This is a genomic window from Tardiphaga sp. 619_E2_N8_4 (assembly GCF_051810905.1).
GTDB classification, from domain to species: Bacteria; Pseudomonadota; Alphaproteobacteria; order Rhizobiales; family Xanthobacteraceae; genus Tardiphaga; species Tardiphaga robiniae.
In genome coordinates, this window is record NZ_JBPWQJ010000001.1 from 2,539,905 (window position 1) to 2,560,212 (window position 20,308).

Annotated in this window: 20 protein-coding genes; 15 read left to right on the forward strand and 5 right to left on the reverse strand. The window is 59.8% G+C overall.

Annotation, left to right across the window (positions count from 1 at the left end; translation table 11 throughout):
* Positions 1-452: 452 nt before the first annotated feature.
* The gene (locus AB8A23_RS12140; protein WP_439059618.1) at positions 453-2,144 is read left to right on the forward strand and encodes an alpha-amylase family protein; all 1,692 of its coding nucleotides are present in this window, start codon (positions 453-455) and stop codon (positions 2,142-2,144) included.
* A gap of 233 nt (positions 2,145-2,377) precedes the next feature.
* The gene (locus AB8A23_RS12145) at positions 2,378-3,544 is read left to right on the forward strand and encodes a glycosyltransferase (RefSeq protein WP_439059617.1); all 1,167 of its coding nucleotides are present in this window, start codon (positions 2,378-2,380) and stop codon (positions 3,542-3,544) included.
* Here AB8A23_RS12145 and AB8A23_RS12150 read toward each other — a convergent pair.
* The 3 genes from AB8A23_RS12150 to AB8A23_RS12160 are packed head-to-tail and all read right to left on the reverse strand — an operon-like array spanning position 3,477 to position 5,925.
* The gene (locus tag AB8A23_RS12150) at positions 3,477-4,031 is read right to left on the reverse strand and encodes a class I SAM-dependent methyltransferase (RefSeq protein WP_244499902.1); all 555 of its coding nucleotides are present in this window, start codon (positions 4,029-4,031) and stop codon (positions 3,477-3,479) included. The two genes, AB8A23_RS12145 and AB8A23_RS12150, sit on opposite strands and share 68 nt — an antisense overlap.
* A 17-nt stretch (positions 4,032-4,048) precedes the next feature.
* Positions 4,049-4,786, reverse strand: coding sequence for a PIG-L deacetylase family protein (locus tag AB8A23_RS12155; protein ID WP_439059616.1), 738 nt, complete (start codon positions 4,784-4,786; stop codon positions 4,049-4,051).
* The gene (locus AB8A23_RS12160; protein ID WP_439059615.1) at positions 4,786-5,925 is read right to left on the reverse strand and encodes an acyl-CoA dehydrogenase family protein; all 1,140 of its coding nucleotides are present in this window, start codon (positions 5,923-5,925) and stop codon (positions 4,786-4,788) included. Before AB8A23_RS12160 ends, AB8A23_RS12155 begins: the two co-directional genes overlap by 1 nt.
* Positions 5,926-6,018: 93 nt before the next feature.
* Here AB8A23_RS12160 and AB8A23_RS12165 point away from each other — a divergent pair, with 93 nt between their 5' ends.
* A complete protein-coding gene (locus tag AB8A23_RS12165) occupies positions 6,019-6,246 on the forward strand; it encodes a hypothetical protein (RefSeq protein WP_068738721.1) in 228 nt (75 codons plus the stop codon).
* Between the two features lie 145 nt (positions 6,247-6,391).
* Here the strand turns inward: AB8A23_RS12165 and AB8A23_RS12170 are convergent, their stop codons facing one another.
* Positions 6,392-6,601 (reverse strand): hypothetical protein, encoded by a 210-nt coding sequence (locus AB8A23_RS12170; RefSeq protein WP_439059614.1) that lies wholly within the window; start codon positions 6,599-6,601, stop codon positions 6,392-6,394.
* Between the two features lie 966 nt (positions 6,602-7,567).
* Positions 7,568-9,490, reverse strand: a complete 1,923-nt coding sequence (locus AB8A23_RS12175; protein ID WP_439060533.1) for a PAS domain S-box protein — start codon at positions 9,488-9,490, stop codon at positions 7,568-7,570.
* 694 nt (positions 9,491-10,184) lie between these two features.
* Here AB8A23_RS12175 and AB8A23_RS12180 point away from each other — a divergent pair.
* The 12 genes from AB8A23_RS12180 to xth all read left to right on the forward strand — a co-directional run bounded on the left by AB8A23_RS12180 (position 10,185) and on the right by xth (position 20,303).
* Entirely contained in the window at positions 10,185-10,409 is a 225-nt protein-coding gene (locus AB8A23_RS12180) for a hypothetical protein (protein WP_439059613.1), read from the forward strand.
* 96 nt (positions 10,410-10,505) lie between these two features.
* On the forward strand, positions 10,506-10,721 hold the full coding sequence (locus AB8A23_RS12185) for a hypothetical protein (RefSeq protein ID WP_439059612.1): 216 nt from the start codon (positions 10,506-10,508) through the stop codon (positions 10,719-10,721).
* 690 nt (positions 10,722-11,411) lie between these two features.
* On the forward strand, positions 11,412-11,573 hold the full coding sequence (locus AB8A23_RS12190; RefSeq protein WP_081422126.1) for a DUF2934 domain-containing protein: 162 nt from the start codon (positions 11,412-11,414) through the stop codon (positions 11,571-11,573).
* A 111-nt stretch (positions 11,574-11,684) separates the two neighbouring features.
* Positions 11,685-12,545 (forward strand): SDR family oxidoreductase, encoded by an 861-nt coding sequence (locus AB8A23_RS12195; RefSeq protein ID WP_068738716.1) that lies wholly within the window; start codon positions 11,685-11,687, stop codon positions 12,543-12,545.
* 41 nt (positions 12,546-12,586) lie between these two features.
* Positions 12,587-12,862, forward strand: coding sequence for a SemiSWEET family sugar transporter (locus AB8A23_RS12200; protein WP_068738714.1), 276 nt, complete (start codon positions 12,587-12,589; stop codon positions 12,860-12,862).
* A 79-nt stretch (positions 12,863-12,941) separates the two neighbouring features.
* The gene (locus tag AB8A23_RS12205; protein ID WP_439066039.1) at positions 12,942-13,496 is read left to right on the forward strand and encodes a phosphatase PAP2 family protein; all 555 of its coding nucleotides are present in this window, start codon (positions 12,942-12,944) and stop codon (positions 13,494-13,496) included.
* On the forward strand, positions 13,493-13,831 hold the full coding sequence (locus AB8A23_RS12210) for a DUF3147 family protein (RefSeq protein WP_439059611.1): 339 nt from the start codon (positions 13,493-13,495) through the stop codon (positions 13,829-13,831). The genes AB8A23_RS12205 and AB8A23_RS12210 overlap by 4 nt, the downstream gene beginning before the upstream one ends.
* A gap of 433 nt (positions 13,832-14,264) precedes the next feature.
* A complete protein-coding gene (locus AB8A23_RS12215; protein ID WP_068738705.1) occupies positions 14,265-14,873 on the forward strand; it encodes a cysteine hydrolase family protein in 609 nt (202 codons plus the stop codon).
* A 744-nt stretch (positions 14,874-15,617) separates the two neighbouring features.
* A complete protein-coding gene (locus AB8A23_RS12220) occupies positions 15,618-16,127 on the forward strand; it encodes a (2Fe-2S)-binding protein (RefSeq protein WP_439059610.1) in 510 nt (169 codons plus the stop codon).
* A complete protein-coding gene (locus AB8A23_RS12225; protein ID WP_068738701.1) occupies positions 16,124-17,137 on the forward strand; it encodes an FAD binding domain-containing protein in 1,014 nt (337 codons plus the stop codon). The genes AB8A23_RS12220 and AB8A23_RS12225 overlap by 4 nt, the downstream gene beginning before the upstream one ends.
* A 20-nt stretch (positions 17,138-17,157) precedes the next feature.
* Positions 17,158-19,413 (forward strand): xanthine dehydrogenase family protein molybdopterin-binding subunit, encoded by a 2,256-nt coding sequence (locus tag AB8A23_RS12230; RefSeq protein WP_439059609.1) that lies wholly within the window; start codon positions 17,158-17,160, stop codon positions 19,411-19,413.
* Between the two features lie 119 nt (positions 19,414-19,532).
* Positions 19,533-20,303 (forward strand): exodeoxyribonuclease III, encoded by a 771-nt coding sequence (xth, locus tag AB8A23_RS12235; protein WP_439059608.1) that lies wholly within the window; start codon positions 19,533-19,535, stop codon positions 20,301-20,303.
* Positions 20,304-20,308: the final 5 nt, after the last annotated feature.

Genomic DNA, 20,308 nt, shown 5'->3' on the forward strand with positions numbered 1-20,308 from the left:
TGTGGGTAACGGCCGGTGCCATGCTGCACGGCGTGCATCCCAGGTTTTTTTGCCCGGTCGGCAATCTTTGCCGGCGCGCCGCGACGTCCCGGATGCCGCTGGGCTGAAACTCGTCGACTTCCGCGCCGTCCAGTTGCTAGCATTCTGTCATAGTCGACACTGACACCAAACGACAACTCCGCTTTATTCGCACATGCTGTTTATAAGGATCGCTGTGTTGACGGGAACCATTGATAGCACCAGCAGTTTAATCGACTTCATCCGCACGGCCAAAGTAATTGCGGCTCGTGTAGCCGATGGATCTTTTCTTCGCGTCGAGCTCTCATGGTTCAGGACTGAAAATGGCGTTGCGATTTTGGACGTGTGCGCCGTCGGCAAGCTCCAACGATTCCGAGTGAGTCCCGGCTGATCGACGCGACCCGGTCGCGACACAACCACGACCAAAGGGCCACATGATCGACGACCTCTGGTACAAGAACGCCGTCTTCTACTGCCTCTCCGTAGGCAGTTTCATGGATGCTGATGGCGACGGTTGCGGCGACTTCAAGGGCCTGACGCGGCGGCTCGACTACATTCACGGCCTCGGCATCACCGCGATCTGGCTGATGCCCTTCCAGCCCTCGCCCGGCAAGGACGACGGCTACGACATCTCCGACTACTACGGCGTCGATCCGCGCTACGGCACGCTAGGCGACTTCGTCGAATTCACCCATGGCTGCCACCAGCGCGGCATCCGCGTCATCATCGACCTTGTGGTCAATCACACCTCGGACCAGCACGCCTGGTTCAAGGACGCGCGCAGCGCCAGGGATTCGCGCTATCGCGACTGGTATGTGTGGTCGGACAAGAAGCCGCCCAATGCCAACAAGGGTATGGTGTTTCCCGGCGTGCAGAAATCGACCTGGACGCATGACACGACCTCGAAGTCCTGGTTCTTCCACCGGTTCTATGACTTCCAGCCGGACCTCAACACATCCAATCCCTATGTGCAGGCCGAGATCCTGAAGATCATGGGGTTCTGGCTGCAGCTTGGCGTCTCCGGCTTCCGCATGGATGCGGTGCCCTTCGTGATCGCCACCAAGGGACCGAAGGTCAACAAGCCCACCGAACAATACGACATGCTGCGCGCCTTCCGCGAATTCCTGCAATGGCGCAAGGGCGACGCCATCATTCTCGCCGAAGCCAATGTGCTGCCGGAAACCGACATGGAATATTTCGGCAGCGACGGCGACCGCATGCAGATGATGTTCAACTTTCACGTCAACCAGAACCTGTTCTATGCGCTGGCCTCCGGCGACGTGCGCCCACTGGCTGCGGCGATGAAGGTGACCAAGCCACGCCCGGCGACGGCGCAATGGGGCCTGTTCCTGCGCAATCATGACGAGCTCGATCTCGGCCGGCTGACCGACGAGCAACGCCAGACGGTGTTCGCGAAATTCGGCCCGGACAAGGACATGCAGCTTTACCATCGCGGCATCCGACGTCGGCTGGCGCCAATGCTCGGCGGCGACCGACGCAGGCTCGAGCTTGCTTACAGTCTGATGTACACGCTGCCGGGTACGCCGGTGCTGCGCTATGGCGACGAGATCGCCATGGGTGATGATCTCACGCTGCCTGAACGCAACTGCGCGCGGACGCCGATGCAATGGTCGAACGAACCCCGTGCCGGCTTCACCAAGAGCGAGAAGTCAAAGAATCCTGTGATCGACAAGGGCCCCTACGGCTACAATCACGTCAATGTCGCCAAGCAGCGCCGCGATCCCAATTCGATGCTGAACTGGACCGAGCGCATGATCCGGATGCGCAAGGAGGTCCCCGAAATTGGCTGGGGCGACTTCACCATCATCGCCACGCGCAACCCTGCCGTGCTGGCGATCCGCTACGACTGGCGCAACAACTCCGTGCTGTTCGTGCATAATCTCGACGAACAGCCACGCGAAGTGTCATTTGCACTCGGCCTCGATGGCAAGCAGGGCGACCACCTGATCAATCTTCTGACGGAAGACCATAACCGCGCCGATGCCCATGGCAAGCACCACCTGATGCTGGAAGCATATGCCTATCGCTGGTACCGCGTCGGCGGTCTAGATTATCTGCTCCGGCGCAGTGACATCGACAGTGATACGGATGCGCATCCGGCGTGAGGGTGCCTGCGCCCGGATCGCGGGACCAAGCCTGCGGCCATCAGCAAGTACGCCGACATCAGCGGAAGGCAGATGAAGAAGCTTCGCTCTAAAACCTGGAGAGCGATACGACCTGGAACATGGACAGGCCTTCGCGCCAGTCTCTTGATAGAGTAGCCGCTGCGGCCCAGCTGAGGGAACATGCATCGAACCTGGCGATTAGCAGGCGCACCTACGCCAGGACGCTCCGCCTTATGAATACGAACATCGAGCCTTTCGCGATCGTCACCATTCCGACATGCAACGAAGCCGACCGGATCGAGCGGTGTATCGCTGCGCTGGCCGTCCAGCGCGACCGTTTCGGCGCGCCCCTTGCCGCGGACGCGTTCGAGATCCTGGTGTTCGCCAACAATTGCACTGACGGTACCTCGGGAGTCGCCAGACGTTTCGCCGACTCGGTCCCGCAGAGGGTGGTGGTCATAGAGGACGAATTGCCGTCGGAGATGGCCAACGCCGGCTGGGCGCGGAAGCGTGCAATGGACCTTGCGGCCGACCGCCTCGATGCGCTCGGCCCGGGCGGTGTAATTATGAGCACGGATGCCGATAGCTGCGTCGGCCCCGCGTGGTTTTCGTCTAACCTCCACGAGTTGGCGAACGGTGTGGAGTGCGTGGCAGGCTACATCGATGCAGAACCGCTCGAGATCGTTTCGCTTGGACGGGATTTCCTGTCCCGCGGTAGGCTCGAAGATACTTACCTCAGCCTTGCCGCGGAAATCATCGCGCGCTGTGATCCGCGAGCCCATGATCCCTGGCCGAACCATCGTGTCTCTTCGGGCGCGAGCCTGGCCGTAACCGTGGCGGCCTATCGGGCCATCGGAGGACTTCCTGCACGCGCTCTCGGCGAAGACGCCGCCCTTACGGCTGCGTTGGACGAGGCGGGATTCAAGGTTCGTCACTCGCTCGACGTCGTCGTCCAGACGTCCTGTCGGATCTTGGGGCGGGCGCCTGGCGGAGCGGCCGACACCATGCAACGCCGGCTCGCCGATTTGAATGCTCCTTGCGACGACGATCTTGAGCCCGCCTTGCAGATCGCCCGTCGCGCCATGTACCGATCGCTTTTCCGCCGGGCGTGGCAGAGTGCGCTCGAAGACGGGCCGATGTCCGCCCGGTTGTGCATTCCCTCCGACTTCGTTCGTCACCTCCGTGCCGAGGAGGCGACGCTTCGTGAGGCATGGGAAGCCGTATCGGGCAGAAGTCCTGTTCTCACGGTTCACCGGACGCTGCGCCCCTCGGAGCTGCCTCGGCAGATCGCGATCGCCAGAATGATCGTCGCAAGCCTGAGGGCCGCCGCAATCACGCGGACAGCCGCTCCAGGCGGTAGACTTCATCGCGAAGGATCCGGCGAGCCGGAACTCGCTTGACGACGGCGTCGGCGAAAGCGTCGCTGGCCTCCGTTCCCCTCAGCGGATAGTCAGTCTCGCCCAGCCAGTGGCAGAGGACGATCTCTCCGTCGGGAGCGAGGACCCTGCAGCAGTTTTCGGCCACCGAAAGGAGATCGGCCCGGCTGAAGTAGTACAGCACTTCAGACAGCACGATGAGGTCGAAGGCGCCGTCCGGGAATTCGGTCGGCAGCACACATTCCTCGAAGGCGACGTTCGGCGGCGCGTCCTTTCGCGCAGCTTCCAGCGCCGTGCGGGACGCGTCGATCGCCAGCAGTTCTCCGCCTCGCTGCGCGAGCCTTGCCGTCAGGACCCCGATCGAGCAGCCAACTTCGAGGATACGATCGTAATGGGCGCGCGTAAGAGCCGACAGAGTGCGGTCATATTTCTCCCGCTCGTAGGCGCTGGTTCGGAATCCCCAGGGGTCGATATCCTGCCGGTACCGTTCCTCGAAGTATGAAGCGGGCAAACTCTCTATATGCCTCCTCATCGGGAGACCTCGTAAACGTACTCGTGCTCGCCAAGGAACGGCGCCAACGTCTCTTCGGTGAACCGGAAGCCCGTTGGATCGTCTTCGATAAGCGTGGACATCTGCGAAGCGTGGGCCGCGATAGCACGGTGCTTGAGATCACGTTCTCCAGCGATATCCAGCCGGTGGCCCCGCGGGAAGCCTGGGACATCGTCGTCCTGATCGAGGTGCCACCCCCAGATGGGGTACGCCCAGAGCCTGACAGCTGGGTTGGCGACTCCGGCCGCCTTGGCGATGGCAGCGGCCGCCTGATGATCGCAATGCGGATCCTGATCCCACGTCACAAACAAGGCCTTTGCGCCCGTCTCCTGAAGAAGGTCGGACACGGCGCGGACCGCCGCGTCGAACTGGGGTCCCTCCAGAGGGGCTTGCGTGTCGGGGAGGTCGAGATGGCGTACGAACGCCGGATGGAGGCCCAGAATTTCGCCTGCCGCCCTGACTTCCGCCTTCCGGAGATCGACCAGCCGTTCCGGAGGGTACTGGACCGACCGGGGGTGCGAACCCGCACCATCGGTCAAAAACACGACGTGAACCTTCTGGCCTGCTTGGCAGGCCTGAGCGATCAGACCGCCAAGACCTAACGTCTCGTCGTCCGGGTGCGGCGAGAGAATTAAGAAGGGCGCACCCTCCGTCAGCGCCTCGCGCGAGATGATAGGAAGCGCCTTCGTCACTTCGAGATATTCCGAAACCTTCACTAAAAGTCTCCTGCCGACCGCGACGAACTCAGAAAGACCTGAGCCCCATCGCTCATGGCGCGGTCCGGCACCGGTTGCCGCAGATACGTCGCCAGGTCGCGGCAGATGCGCTCAACGTCGTGAGGACGCACAAACGCCCGAAGCCCGATGCCCCTCTGGACGGTCTCCATGACAGTCAGGGCGGATCGTTCGACAACCATCCGGGTGAGGTTGGCGAAAGCCACGATGCTTTCTGGATCATCTTCGACCGCCAGACGGCGCGCGGCGTCCTCCACCCAAAAGCGCGCCGTCGTCGCGTCGGCGACACAAGTCGCAAGGCGCTCGAGCTGATACGCGTCTTCGCCCCTTGCTGAGGAATTAAGGTGCTCTCGGAACAGGTCGACTAGCCGTTCCGTTGCGCCGGTATGGACGGCGCAGAAGCGCCATGCGCCGCCCGAGAAGTGCGGCTGTCGCATGAAGTCGCCGGGAGCGCCGATCCGCTCACGATCCGTGATGCGTCGCCCGGTGAAGTCGACCGTCCCGGTCGCCGTCGCGCGCATGCCTTGCGCCTGCCAGCTGGACGTGTCGTGCGCATATCCGATCTCGAGGTCGAGCAGGCACATCTGCTGCCCCTCCGGTGCTGATGCGGTAACCAGGGGACGCGTCACGAACCCGGCGCCCGACGCCAGGATCTTGCGGCCTTTGAGGACGTTGCCATCCCGCTCCGGGGTGATCCTCAGGCCCTGCGCGTCGTCGGCGCCCCATACTGCGGATAGCGCACCATCACGCACGCTTCCCGCGAGACCTTCGATCTGCGCTTGTGTTCCGTAACGGCAGACCAGCCCCACCGCGTTGACGTGGCCCTCAAATATACGGGCAAGCGAGAGGTCCGCTGCGCCGAGTAGACGCAGGATGGTGCAGAGTTCGGCGCCGAACCGCGGGTCCCAGAGACTGCTGCCGCCGAGCTCATGAGGCAGTGGGCTCATAGCCAATCCGCTGAAGCGGAAGTCCGTCCAGACGTCCGGTGCGATGTGAGCAGTTCTGTCCGTATTAAAGGCGCGGCTTGAGAGCTTCGCGGCGAAGGCCTGCGCATTCTCTAGCAGCTTATGACATTCGGAAGGGGCGAGAATGGCGGTGTCCTCACGGCAGTTGGCGAGCATGCGATGAAGTCCGCAGCGCACCGATAGTTCCGATCTGCTGGAACGACTCCCAATCTTGGCGTTGTCCTCGGGCACTCCTTTTGGACGAACTATATGGCGACCATCGAGCTGCAGCCACACAACGAGAACTCCCAGACGTGGCTGCTCGTCTGGGCCGAGCGTCAGGAGATCGTCGGACGCGTCCGACGGGGGGAGGATGGGTGGTTCCATATCACCGCTCACGGACCCCACTGGAGCCCCATGAAGAGTTTCGCCGGCGACAAGTTCGACGACCCGTCCGAGGCTCTGAAGCAGGCTCAGGCGTATTTCGGAAACCGGTAGGGCACTGTCCTACAGTAAGCAGATAGGACAAAGGCCACGTCGTCATGGGCGATGCGGCCTTTCTTTTTAAGCATTATCTAGTCGATCGTTCGAAGGACCAACCGCACATGCGAAGGGCCGTAGGCGCCAGCGGGCCGCGGCCATCCTAATGCGGTTTGAATAAACTCACGACGAAGTCGTCGCCGACAAGGCGAAACGACGCTAGGTCCGTTCCAGTCCGGTCCATTTCCTCGACTGGAATCCGTAATGGACCGCCGCCAAGCCGCTTCAACATAACGATCAGCAACTGATCTTTGAAACGATCGACGAGACCATCGCCGTTAAGTCTCGGATCACTTCCTAGTGCAGTCTTCATGAAACACTCCGCGGCCGCTTAACGGCCTTTGCTGGTGAATCGTGGGCAAAGACGCTGCCTCCAAAGAGATCCAAGCGAGGCATCGCCCAGGCGCAAGCACGCCGGAAAAGGTCGTTAGAAGCCAAAGCTCAAGGCGCGGAGAGCTAGGCGACCTTGATCGTTGAGACTGCGAAAGCGAGTTCAAGCGTCCGGCGACGTCACTGTATGACCAAGTGAAAATTGTTAGTGTTGTTCCCAAGATGTACCGCTGACATTGGTCCATCCACCGAGCAGAGCCGCCTGCCATGCGAATTATTACTACTGCCGCGGCGGCAATCAGGCCGACAGCGTCAACGTCACCAAGATCTGAAGTCCCGCCCCATTAAGGCGATCCGCTGGGCCCGCTGGCGTCCCGTTGCCGACCGCCGGCCGCAAGATGAGCGCAACCGGGCAGGCCGTGAAGGAAGGAGCGAGGCCTAGTCCTTCGCCGCCTTTGCTAGGATAGCCCGTGCCTGCTCCAAAATCCGACGTGCAATTTCAAGCTTAGCCACCTGCTCGGCGTCTATCCCGGGGATTGTGGTTCCGTCCCTTGTGACCATGGCAAACACTTCCACGCTGATGAACGCGAAAACAGTTTGATCTTCAAAAGCACGTTGCAAAGCTGGCGCGAAACGGCGCCGCGGCCCTCAAGGACAACGAACAAGGCGGCAAGCAAGACGATCTGCAACGTGGAGTCTGACAGAAGGGACATGGCGCCCTTATTACGTTCATTTCGCAGATGCGTTCCAATCTAAACTGCGTTCTCAACACTCTGCATTTAGATAAAATTACGGCCACGCAATCGAAGGCATCGTCCGCATCGCGAACCCATGAGGGACCTTCGCCTTGCTCCATCGGCTCTCGCCATGGCAGGCAAAGTGTCATGAGCCGATGAGGCTGACGCTAGTCAAGACAGGTGGGCGTAAGATCCGGTGCATTGTTTGTGGTTCAATTTAATAGAGCCCCCTTCGATCTTTGGTGAAGGGCTGTCTGTAAGGCACTACTCAGCTCATGAAGCTCGTAAGGTTTTCGCAACAGCAAAAATTCAGAGCCCAGTTTCCGCGCTGCCTCACTGTAGCCCGTTGCGAGAACGACGGGGATGTTCGGGTAATTCTGCCTAAGATGGCGGGCCAGGCCGAGACCATCCATTTTTCCAGGCATCACGACATCGCTGAAAACGAGGTCGATGCCGTCGTGCTCGATCTCGCGCAATGCGGACTCCGCGTCCGGTACGCATTTCACGCGATATCCCAACTCTTCCAGAAATACGGCGCTGGCGGTGGCAACATCCGGATTGTCTTCAACAAGAAGGACATTGCCGGCGCCTTTGGCCAGAACCTCTGCTTCGTGCGCACCTGCATGGCCTTCGCCACGCGGAAGCCGAATGGTGATTTCCGTACCAGCGCCGAGCTTGCTTTGGATTTCGACACGACCGCCGGCCTGGTTGGCAAAGCCATGCACCTGTGAGAGTCCCAATCCTGTTCCTTTGCCGACGGGTTTGGTCGTGAAAAACGGATCGAACACCTTCGCAATGACGTCCTCGGGAATACCTGCGCCGGTATCAGCCACCTTGATCTGCACGTACTCGCCTTTATCCTCTCCATCCCTGACCCGGTAATTTGCTGCCGTAATCGTCAAGGTGCCCCCGTCGGGCATGGCGTCACGAGAGTTGATGCTGAGATTGATGAGTGCAGTTTCGAGTTCGGTTGGATCCGCGAAGATTGGCCAAACTCCGGCCGGTACGGAGATTTCGAGCTTGATCGCGCTACCCAGAACGGTAGCCAAGACCTCGCGTACAGCTTGCACGGTCTCTTCAAGATTGAGCAGCGTCGGAGCGACTTGCTGACGCCGCGCAAACGTCAGCAACTGACGAGTAAGTGCCGCGCCGCGACGAACGCTTGCCTCAATCGCTCCTGCTGCCTCGATCACGCGGGGGACAATGGCATGCCGTTTGATCAGCCGAACGTTACCCGTGATTGCCATAAGGAGGTTGTTGAAGTCATGAGCCACTCCGCCGGTCAGCTGACCGAGCGCATCCATTTTCTGCGCTTCCGCCAGCTGCTTTTGCATGCGTTCAAGTTGCTGCGTTGCTTGACGTCGCTCTGTGATGTCGCGCGTGATCTTGGCAAACCCGATCAGCTCGCCTGCGTCATTGCGGACGGGATCAATGACCACACTCGCCCAAAAGAACGTGCCGTCTTTGCGGACGCGTAAGCCCTCTTCTTCGTAACGGCCCTTTTCACGTGCAATGCTGAGAGCACGCGCTGGTTTTCCAGCGTCCCGGTCGCCGGGGGTATAAAAGCGCGAAAAGTGCTGACCGATAATCTCGTCAGGAAGATAGCCTTTGATCCGCTGACCGCCGAGGTTCCAGCTGGTGACATGACCTTCCGGATCAAGCATGTATAACGCATAGTCCGTGACATTGCTCACCAACAGGCGAAAAAGATTTTCGCTTTCGCTCAATGCGGAGCGGGCTTGCATCCGTTCGGTGATGTCCCGCGTGATCTTGGCAAAGCCGACAAGGACATCGTTTTCATAAATGGCGTCGATAACCACGGACGCGAAAAACCGCGTACCGTCTTTCCGCATCCGCCAGCCTTCCGCTTCGAAGCGCTTATTCCGGCGTGCGGCCTCCAATGCGGTGGCGGGAAGTCCGGCTTCGCGATCCTCCGGCGGATAGAACACCGAGAAGTGCTGGCCCACGATTTCGTCGGCGCCATACCCTTTGATCGTCTCGGCGCCTGCATTCCAGTTTGATACGATGCCGTTGGGGTCGAGCAGATAGATCGCATAATCTGTGACGCCTTGAACGAGAAGTCGGAAGGCGCGTTCGCTTTCTAAAAGATTGCGGTCGTTTTTTGTTTTTGGCATCATTCACTTTCCGCGAACCAATCCCTCTGGTAGAGGCGATAACTGCCATCGTTTAGCGGCACGGGAGTCGCAGGTCAGAGTAGGCTCCCCCACATACGCGGCACAAGAACACTTTTACCGTCAGATTTGGAACCAAAGTTTGCTTTAAGGATTGTCTCTGCCTTCTCAGATTAGCCGCTCGTTACGGCGATAAATTCAAATTTCTAGAAGAGGGCAAGGCGGCCGGCCGGAGGATCGCCTAAGCCGCGACCTTGTGCGGGCGCGAGCTCTGTCGATGAGGATCAGGCTTGGGTCTGAGAACGGCGCTCAGTTCAGCTAGTTGGTCTGAAGGGCGGCCCGCTCGCAGTGCCTTTTGCTGCACGGACAAATCTGTTGTGCCGTCCCCAACGGGACGATTCGCCGTCGATAATCGCTGACTTGGTTCTTAAATGCCACGCGTCGGTTGCGATCTTCTTAAAGCGTCCCCGCCAGTCGTGAAGAAGTAAGGCGATGCTCCCTAGGCCCAACATTCTCGGCGCTGTAGCCCTGCCGTTGCTACCCGGCAGAGCGCTTATTCTGCGTGACGCCGGCTCGCGCGAACCGCCCGACCAGGTTTTCAAAGCGCAACGGGAATGATCTTGGACCGGGAAAAACCGTCTTGCCCGGAACAATACTCATAGTGAGTGCTTGTGCAACGACCCGATGAGGACGCGCCATGACCGATCAAGAGACGCCATGTGTAAGTGACCAATGGTCTGATCTGAAGGCCGCCGTGGCGGATGGTGTCAAAGCCGTCGCATCAACAATAGGAGAGGCAATCGAGGAAGGCAAAAAGCCCGGAAAGCCGCTCGACATACTAAGCAAGCTTACGCGTGAAGCTCCGCTCGGTATGTTGTTGGCAGCATTTCTCATTGGCCGGGCACTGGCACGGCGGCAATGATTAGGCCCGTTGCCTTTTGAGATCGTCGAGCACGACGCTTTTGGCAGACATGAATCTAGCAGTGGCTTGTGACCGACAGTTATTCCGGAGGACACTATGGGTTTAGCAACTTATGCCGTCATCGAATCTAACGATGGCTGGGGCGTTCTGCACGATGGAGACGTGGAAGGGAACTTCCTGACCAAAGAGTCTGCTTTCGAAGCAGCCGTGGCTGCAGCGTCCCTTGCGATCCGCCAGGGACACGAAGTCCATGTCAGCGCCCCGAGCAGCGAAGCCGGAAACAAGACAGCGCTTGGCGGTCCAACAAATTGACGGGGGCTCAAGCTGCGTGAAAGGATATGAATTGGGACGAGATGATGATGGCGCCGAAGTAAAGTCAGCGCGCAAAGCACGCGGCGCCGAGCCAGGGCCGTCGGTTCGCAACGTTTTAATTTGGAGCCTTGGCTTAGTTGTGGCCGCCTTTGCCGTTGTATATTTCCTGTTTTTCAAAACCTAGCCGGCCGTCAGCTGGTGGCGACGTACCCGCTTGGAGACGCCGATCAGGTTGCCGCCTGTTATGTGGAAACGACTTACATTTCTACCTCTCTTGAAGTTGAGCGTCCTGTTCGCATGGTGGCCGTTCCGATGGCCCTGCCATCGCTCCAAACGTGGCGGAGCTTTTGCTGTCATAGCCGTTGGTATGCAGTAGCCGGATGAACTCGTCCATCGAGGCATTAAGCTGTTGGTACGCTCGGCAGCTTCCGGTGTGAGGGTGCGGCCAAAAAGCCGGCTGGATTCGCGAAAAGCCATGCGAGTCCCTTCTTTCGTGACAGCGCCTTTGCTGCGCGGACGAGAGAAAGGTTCATTCGGGAGCGACAGTCCTAACGGAATATTCTTGGACGGGGAACTGGTCACATAGTGGCGTCTTAAGCGCACAAGCAATTATAGCGATCGATGCGCTCGCCTGCATGACTGTACCAAAGCGATTCGCCGCCGCAATTATCCGTTTTTGAGGAGAGGCCGATGCCCCGATACTCTGAAGAACAGATCCGAGAGTACGCTCACAAACTTTGGGAAAGGGAAGGTCGCCCGGAAGGTAAGGCCGATGACTTCTGGCACCAGGCCAAAAGCGAGCTCGAAAGCGATGCGCCTGGCGACGAAGACCCGAAACCGATGCCAGAGTAGGAAAAAGCGCTGCCCAAGCGCCCCTTCGTCATTGGGCGGGCGATGTCGCCACCGGCGGAACGCTGCATCCAATCAAGCGTTTTCGATTGGCACTTATCTAGGAACTGGTTCATGCCCCATTCTTATCCCGCGCCTCCGTTTGCTTCCCAGAAACAACCGATGCCCGGCCGAACGGAGGCCATGCAGCCTCGTCCCGATCATGGCGAGAGCAGCTACAAGGGGGGTGGTCGATTGCAGGGCATGAGAGCGGTAATTACCGGTGGCGACAGCGGGATCGGCCGCGCTGTCGCGTTGGCCTACGCACGCGAAGGTGCCGACGTCTTGATTTCTTATCTCGATGAGACCGAGGATGCCCTCGAAGCTAAAGCTTTAATCGAGCGCGAAGGCCGCAAGGCCATAATGGTCCCAGGTGACATCCAGCATCGGCGCCATTGCGACGTGATTATCGATAAGGCGGTAAGGGAATTGGGCGGGATCGACATCCTCGTTAACAACGCCGCGCATCAAGCGACCTTCAAGGACATCGGCGACATTTCCGATGACGAGTGGGATTTGACGTTTAGGACAAATATCTATGCAATGTTCTACCTGACAAGGGCCGCCGTGCCTCACATGAAGCCCGGAAGTGCGATCATCAATACCGCGTCGGTCAATTCGGATATGCCGAACCCCACCTTGCTGGCCTATGCAACGACGAAGGGGGCCATTCAGAATTTCACCGGCGGCTTGGCGCAGATGTTGGCCGATAAGGGCATCCGCGCAAACGCGGTGGCACCGGGACCGATTTGGACGCCGCTCATTCCATCCACTATGCCAGACGAAGCCGTTAGAAATTTCGGCAAGCAGACGCCGATGCAACGTCCCGGACAGCCCGCAGAGCTTGCAACCGCCTACGTGATGCTCGCAGATCCACTCTCAAGCTACGTTTCCGGGGCCACGATCGCCGTTACAGGCGGCAAACCTTTCATCTAATCGGATCGAGCGTTTCGCGGCAAAGCAGTGGGGTCTCATCGGTGTCCAGCATTTTGCCGTGGGTGGGAGGGTTCGCCGCTGTCCTGACTTCGCTGTCGTACATTCCACAGGTCCGGAAAGCATTGCCCCGGAGCTCAACCAAAGATCTGTCGCTCAAGATGCTTGTGGTGCTGACATCAGGCCTGGGTCTGTGGATCGGCTACGGTCTACTCAAGGGCGACTGGATCATCGTTCTGGCGAACAGTATCGGCTGTGCGCTGACAGCAACCGTGCTCGGCTGTAAAATACGAGACATTCGCGGGGAGGACTCTGCATAGGGAGCGGAACCTGGCTGCATGATCAGGGTTTAGAGTGCCTGTTATCTAGGTGTCATACGGAGATGCCATGCGGCCAATAATGGTACCACCCACTCTCCTTGATCGCGAGGTCGCAGCAACCGCCGTTCGGCACGCACATGCCGCAAGCGAACAAGTGGCCGAAGCTCTGACGTGGGGCGCGGACGAGCATGTTCTCGTTGTTGCTGCAGCGGCCTTCTGGCTCCTGTCGCGTAGCGGCTCCCCCCGGAAGCGAACTGTCGGTACGCATTTTCTGGCGGCATCGGTGGCCACGGCCGTTGTGCCGCATGCACTGAAGCATGTTTTCAATCAACGTCGACCGGATAGGCTCACCATTCTTGGCCATCTACACGGAGTACCGATCTCAGGCCGCCCGAATGATGCGTTCCCCTCGGGGCACGCGATGCATATGGGGGCTCTCGCGAGCGCAGCATCCTCATTCGATCGGCCGTATCGCGAGCTGACCTGGACGGCTGCGGTCGGTATCTCGCTGACGAGGATCTATGTTCTCGCGCACTGGACGAGCGATGTGGTCGCGGGCTTCGCCAGCGGATATCTGATTGATCGGCTATTGAGACGCTGGACCGGCTACGGCAATGGGACGACGACGCCATGACGGATTACGCCGTCCGATTTTTCGTTGGAGGGGCAGTCGTATCGATATTCGCGCTGCTCGGAGACGTGTTACGGCCTAAGTCCTTCGCGGGACTGTTCGGCGCCGCGCCATCGGTGGCCCTGGTTTCGCTCGCGCTCGCAATCTCCAGGCACGGACCGGACTACGTCTCTACGCTGGCTGCTTCGATGATGGCCGGCGCGACCGCTCTTCTCGTGCTCAGCTTCGTGACGTGCCGTTTACTCAAACGCACGGGGTTGTCAGTTCTATCTGTTACCCTGCTCGGGTTTCCCCTGTGGCTGGTAGTCGCGTTTGGCCTCTATGGGATGGTGGGCTGAATGCTTGTTCGAGCCTCATTCTCGTCGTTGAGCGATGGTCGCTGGTACGAATACATCGTCCGGTTCCTGCTGGGCGGAGCATCGACTGCAATAGCTGGCCTGATCGGCACACGTTGGGGTCCGGGCGTCGGAGGTCTGTTCCTGGCATTTCCAGCCATGCTCTGCGCCAGTGCCACGCTGGTCGAGGCGCACGAAAGGCGCCGCAGAAGGGAAATTGGCCTGCAGGGCAAGAGACGTGGTGAAGACGCCGCTGCGCTCGAGGCCGCTGGAGCGGCTCTGGGAAGCATGGGCCTCGTTGCGTTCGCTCTCACAGTCTTCCTCGTAAATGCCGCGGCTCCCTGGAGCAGCTTGGCGCTGGCATCTCTGGTATGGGCGGCGACCGCAGGTTCTTGCTGGTGGACTTACAAGAGACTTCGCAGGACGTGGACCTGAGATGGGCGAGCTCCGATCAAGAATAGACACCAGTCGGGCAGTGCACTTGTGTCTGGACATGCAGAGGCTGTTCGGTCCCGAAGGGCCTTGGCCGACACCTTGGCTCGAACGTGTCATGCCGGCGGTGGAAAGCCTCGTCCAACGTGACCCGGCACGGACTGTCTTTACGCGCTTTATTCCCCCGGCGTCGCCCGAGCATGCAAATGGGATGTGGCAGAGCTACTTCCGAAAATGGCGGTTGGTCACGCGCGAACGTCTGGACCCGCACCTCCTCGAGCTTATGCCGCCTTTGCAGCGACATGTCCCACCGGCGATTGTCTTCGACAAGTCTGCGTATTCTGCGTTCTCGAACGGAAGGCTTCACGATATTCTGCAAGACGGTAACGTCAATACCTTGATTGTGAGCGGCGCGGAGACTGACGTCTGCGTTCTCTCAACCATCTTGAGTGCTGTTGATCTGGGCTATCGCATCGTCGTTGCGCAAGATGCGATGTGCAGCTCAGCTGACGAAACTCACGATGCCTTACTTGGCTTGTACGCCCGGCGTTTCGACCTACAGATCGAACTGGCAGATTGTGCCGAGATCCTTGAAAGATGGTCGCAGGCTTGAAGGCGGTCAGGGCTAGGGCTGGCGGGCGAAGTGTTTGGCGCGCGCGCCACCGGCGCGGGCGACCAAGAGGAGACCCCGATCATCGGGGTCTCCTCTGGTTGGCATCACGGGCTAGTTGCCGCCGGCACCACCACCTGCGCCACCACCACCACCGCCGCCCGAAGTGCGACCTCCGGCAGAGCTGTTAGACCCGGTAGTTCCAGTCGCTGCATTCGATCCACTAAGGGAGCTGGCATTGTTGCCAGTCTGCGATCCTGCAGCGTGCGGCGCCGCGTGTGGAGTGCTCGAGGTCGGGCGATCGACTGCCGTCCCCGTACTGGTAGTGCCGGGCTGTGTAACGCCATTGCCTGCGGAATTGACCTGAGGCGCGCTCGGATTTGCACCGCTCTGTGCGAATGCGGCAGGAGCAGTCATCAGTGCCGCTGCCGCAACTGCTATCAACGTCTTCTTCATATTGTCCTCGTTCGTTGTCATGCCCCGAGCTGGATGAATTAACTTGCTCGCTTGTTGTTCCTGGCGAGAAATCGCGCAACAGTGGAACAACACTCGCTTCTCCTTCACCCATTTGCCCGAGGCGGTTCCCCGACATCATCCTGGCGGCCTTCCGACGGCGCGCGTGAGACGCCAGAAGCGGGAAGGTTGGCCTCGCCGATCGGTGCGGGCAAGCCGATCCTGAGGGCGGAAGAAAACGGAACATCCTACGATTAGAATGGTTCTGATGGCGAACGCATAGCGAGGCGCCCCGTGAACCAGATCCCACATCACCCACAGATCCCAATTTTCCTGACGATCAACGGAACGTTGCACGAACTCAAAGTAGAGCCGTGGGTGACGCTGCTGGACCTGTTGCGCGAGCGCCTCTCGCTCACCGGGACTAAGAAGGGATGCGATCAGGGACAATGCGGCGCCTGTACCGTGCTCGTCGATGGCAAACGCGTCAATTCGTGCCTGGCACTCGCGGTGTCGCGCGACGGCGCCGAGATCACCACTATCGAAGGGCTGGCCGAGAATGGCGAACTGCATTCGCTGCAGGTCGCCTTCATCGAGCGCGACGCGTTTCAATGCGGCTACTGTACGCCTGGCCAAATTTGCTCAGCGGCGGGTCTGCTGGCGGAAGGCCACACCCGTAGTCGGGCCGAGATACGCGAGCATATGAGCGGCAATCTGTGCCGCTGCGGCGCCTATACCAATATCGCCGACGCGGTCGAGGACGTGCTGATGCCGCGCATCGCGGCGAAGGAGGCCGCCGAATGAACCGGTTCGAATATATCCGCCCGGCCACAGTGGCCGATGCCATCGCGGCGCTGAATGAACCTGCAGCGCGCGCGCTGGCGGGTGGCACCAATCTCGTCGACCTCATGAAATATGATGTGGCGCAGCCGTCGCGGCTGGTCGACATCAACCGGCTTCCGCTCAAATCGATCGAAATCACTCCCAGTGGAGCGCTGCGCATCGGCGCGCTGGTCACCAATACCGATCTGGCGTGGCATCGAGACGTTCGGGAAAAGTGGCCGATACTGTCAAGCGCCATTCTTGCCGGCGCATCGCCGCAATTGCGAAACGCAGCTACAGCCGGGGGAAACCTGATGCAGCGAACCCGCTGTTATTATTTTTATGATCCGTCGACAGCCTGCAACAAGCGACAGCCCGGAAGTGGCTGCTCTGCCATTGGCGGCGTCAATCGCATTCACGCCATTCTCGGCGCCAGCGATAGCTGCATTGCAGTCCATCCGTCGGACATGTGCGTCGCGATGGCTGCACTCGATGCATCCGTCGAAGTCGAGGGGCCGGACGGCAAGCGATCGATTCCGATGTCTGGTTTCCACCGCCTCCCCGGCGGAGAGCCCGAACGCGACAACACGCTGAAGGTCGGCGAGCTCATTACATCGATCATTATCCCCAAGCCCGACTTCGGTGCCCATCACACCTATCTCAAGATCCGGGACCGGCTCTCCTATGCCTTCGCGCTGATCTCCGTCGCCGCCGCGCTGCGTGTGGAGGAGGGCATCATCCAGGACGTCCGGATCGCGCTCGGCGGGGTCGCGCATAAGCCGTGGCGGGATTTCGACGCAGAAAGATCGCTGAAAGGCGAGCGAGTCGGGACCCAGAGCTTCAAGCAGGTCGCTGATTTCATTCTTCGTGATGCGAAGGGGCAGGGCGACAACGACTTCAAGATCGAGCTTGCTCGCCGCGCTATCGTTCGTGCGCTGGAGCAGGCGGCTGCGGGCACACCGCAGGATCAGGCCGACAAATCGATCCACTAGAAAGTTAACGGGACCATCGCATGTCAGTTGGTGAAATCACGCATATCGGACGTCCGACCAACCGGGTCGACGGTAAACTGAAGGTGACCGGCCAAGCGCACTACGCGGCGGAGTATCCTGCTGACGATCTGCTCTATGGCTACATCGTTGGTAGTACGACCGCCGCTGGACGGATCGCGGCGATGGACTTGGATGCAGCAAGGCAGTTTCCAGGCGTCGTCGAAATCTTCACGCACGAAAATCGCAGCAAGGCGGCATGGCTTGATCGTAGCTGGCGGGACGAAGTCGCGCCTCCTGGCCATCCGTTCCGGCCGCTGAATTCTGACCGTATCCTGTTTGACGGTCAGCCGGTCGCGTTGATTGTCGCCGAAACGTTCGAGGCCGCGCGCGATGCGGCCTCCCTGGTTCGCATTGCCTATGATGTCGATGCGCATTGTACCGAGCTTGAGGCGAAGCGGGCAGAGGCCTATGTGCCTCCGAAGAAGCGTAGCGGTATTCCGCCGCCACCGGACCCGCGCGGCGATGCCGAGCAGGCGTTTCAAGATGCGCCCGTCAAGATCAGCCGCGATTACCGGATCAATGCCGAGCACCACAATCCGATGGAGATGTTCGCCACCACCTGCGTGTTCGAGGGCGACGGCAAGCTGACGATCTATGACAAGACGCAGGGCTCCCAGAATGCGCAGGGCTATGTCACCTCAGTGTTCGGCCTGCGCAGCAAGGATGTCCGCCTGGTCAATCAATATGTGGGCGGGGCATTCGGCGCCGGCTTGCGGCCGCAGCACCAATTGTTCTTCGCCGTCATGGCCAGTCTCGAACTCGAACGCTCGGTGCGGGTGTCGCTGACGCGTGCTCAGATGTTTCATATCGGCTACCGGCCGGACAGTTACCACACCGTCTCGCTCGCCGCCGATCGCGATGGGCGGCTGCAGTCGATCATGCATGATGCCGTTGCCTCGACCTCCCATTACGAGGATTATCAGGAGGCTGTCGTCAATTGGTCGGGCATGATGTATCACTGCGACAACGTCAAGCTGACCTATCAGCTTGCCAAGCTCGATACGGCCACGCCGTGTGACATGCGCGCACCCGGCGCAGCCATCGGCGTGACAGCGCTCGAATGCGCGCTCGATGAACTTTCATACGAACTCGGTATCGGTCCGCTCGAAATCCGGCGGATCAATTTCGCCTCGAAGGACGAAAACACCAACAAGCAGTTCACATCCAAGGCGCTTCTGGAATGCTACAGCGAGGGCGCTGCGGCATTTGGATGGGAGAAGCGAAGCCCCAAGCCGCGTGCCATGAAGGAGGGTCGCGAGCTGATTGGATGGGGCGTCTCAACGGGAATGTGGGACGCCTTCCTGCAAAAGGCCCAGGCCACTGCGACTCTCAAGGTGGACGGGACGCTGGAGGTGGCAACGGCGGCGTCCGATATTGGCACTGGGACCTGGACAATCCTGACGCAGATCGGCGCCGAAGCGTTCGGATTACCACTCGAAGACGTTCAGGCCAAGATCGGCGATTCGACTCTGCCGATGTCGCCGGTCGAAGGAGGTTCGTGGACCGCAGCGTCGAACGGCTCGGCAGTTCGGGCCGCATGTGAGGCGGTCAAGCATTCTCTGTTCAAGCAAGCCAGGAAGATGGCCAATTCGCCTCTTGCGGATGCAAGTTTCGAAGACGTCGAGGTTCGGGATCGACGCATCTTCCGGAAGGATGATCCGGCGCGCGGGCTTTCCGTTTTCGAAGTCATGCACGCCGCCGAACTCACGGAAATCACCGAGCAGGGCAAAGTCAGCCCGAACCTGCGGCAGATGCTGAAATATATCAGCTACACGAATTCCGCGGTGTTCGCGGAAGTGCGCGTGGATGAAGATCTGGGGGTCGTTCGCGTGACGCGCGTCGTGTGCGCGGCGGCGGCGGGCAAGATCCTTAATCCCAAGACGGCCCGCAGCCAGATCCTAGGCGGTGTGGTGATGGGAATCGGCATGGCGCTTCACGAGGAAGCCATGACGGATCATCGCCTCGGCAAGATTATGAATGCCAATCTCGGCGAATATCACGTTCCGGCCCATGCCGACATCGAGGATATTGAAGTGATCTTCGTCGATGAAAAGGACGACAAGGTCAGCCCTCTTGGCGTCAAGGGCCTGGGCGAGATCGGCATCGTGGGAACCGCGTCTGCCGTCGCTAATGCGATCTTTCACGCAACTGGTGTGCGGGTGCGTGATTTTCCCATCACGATTGACAAGATTTTGAATGCTCCACGACCGTCCTGAGTTCATCTCGTACAGACCCAACGGTGGCATACGCCGATGGGGCTTCACTTGTCGGCTTTGGAGCCCGGGCCGCTGCATGACTGAGCTAAATGTCCGTAAGCCTCGGATCAGGAGAGCGCGTGAAGATCGCTACCTTCAACGTGAACAATATCAACAAGCGATTGCCCAATCTGCTGGCATGGTTGAAGTCGTCGAAACCGGATGTGGCCTGTCTTCAGGAGTTGAAGGCCGCCAATTCCGAATTCCCGGAAAGTGCGTTGCGTAAGGCGGGCTATTTTGCCGAGTGGGTCGGGCAGAAGACTTGGAATGGCGTCGCAATCCTCGCTAGAGAATCCAAGATCGTGGTAACGCGCAGGCGGTTGCCTGGTGACGAGAGCGACGAGCAAAGCCGATACATCGAGGTTGCCGTCGACGGCGTTCTCGTTGGCTGCGTCTACGCACCCAACGGCAATCCGCAGCCGGGACCGAAGTTCGATTACAAGCTCACCTGGCTGAAGCGTCTGAACGCCCACGCCGGCAAGCTGCTCAAGTCCGGTGCTCCTGCCGTTATCGCCGGCGACTTCAACATCGTGCCAACGCCCTTCGACATCTACCCGACCAAGTCGTGGGACAAGGATGCGCTCGTGCAGCCGGAAAGTAGGGCGGCGTTCGGCAAGCTCCTCAAGAAGGGGTGGATCGATGCACTGCGCGAACAGCATCCGGATGAGCCGATGTATACGTTCTGGTCGTATTGGCGGAACCGCTACGAGCGTGACGCTGGCCTTCGCATTGACCATCTGCTTCTCAGTCCTGCGCTGAGCCCGCGGCTTGCGCAGGCCGGTGTCGACCGAAAGGTGCGCGGCAAGCTGGATCCAAGCGACCATGCTCCAGCGTGGATAGTGCTGAAGTAGCGCTA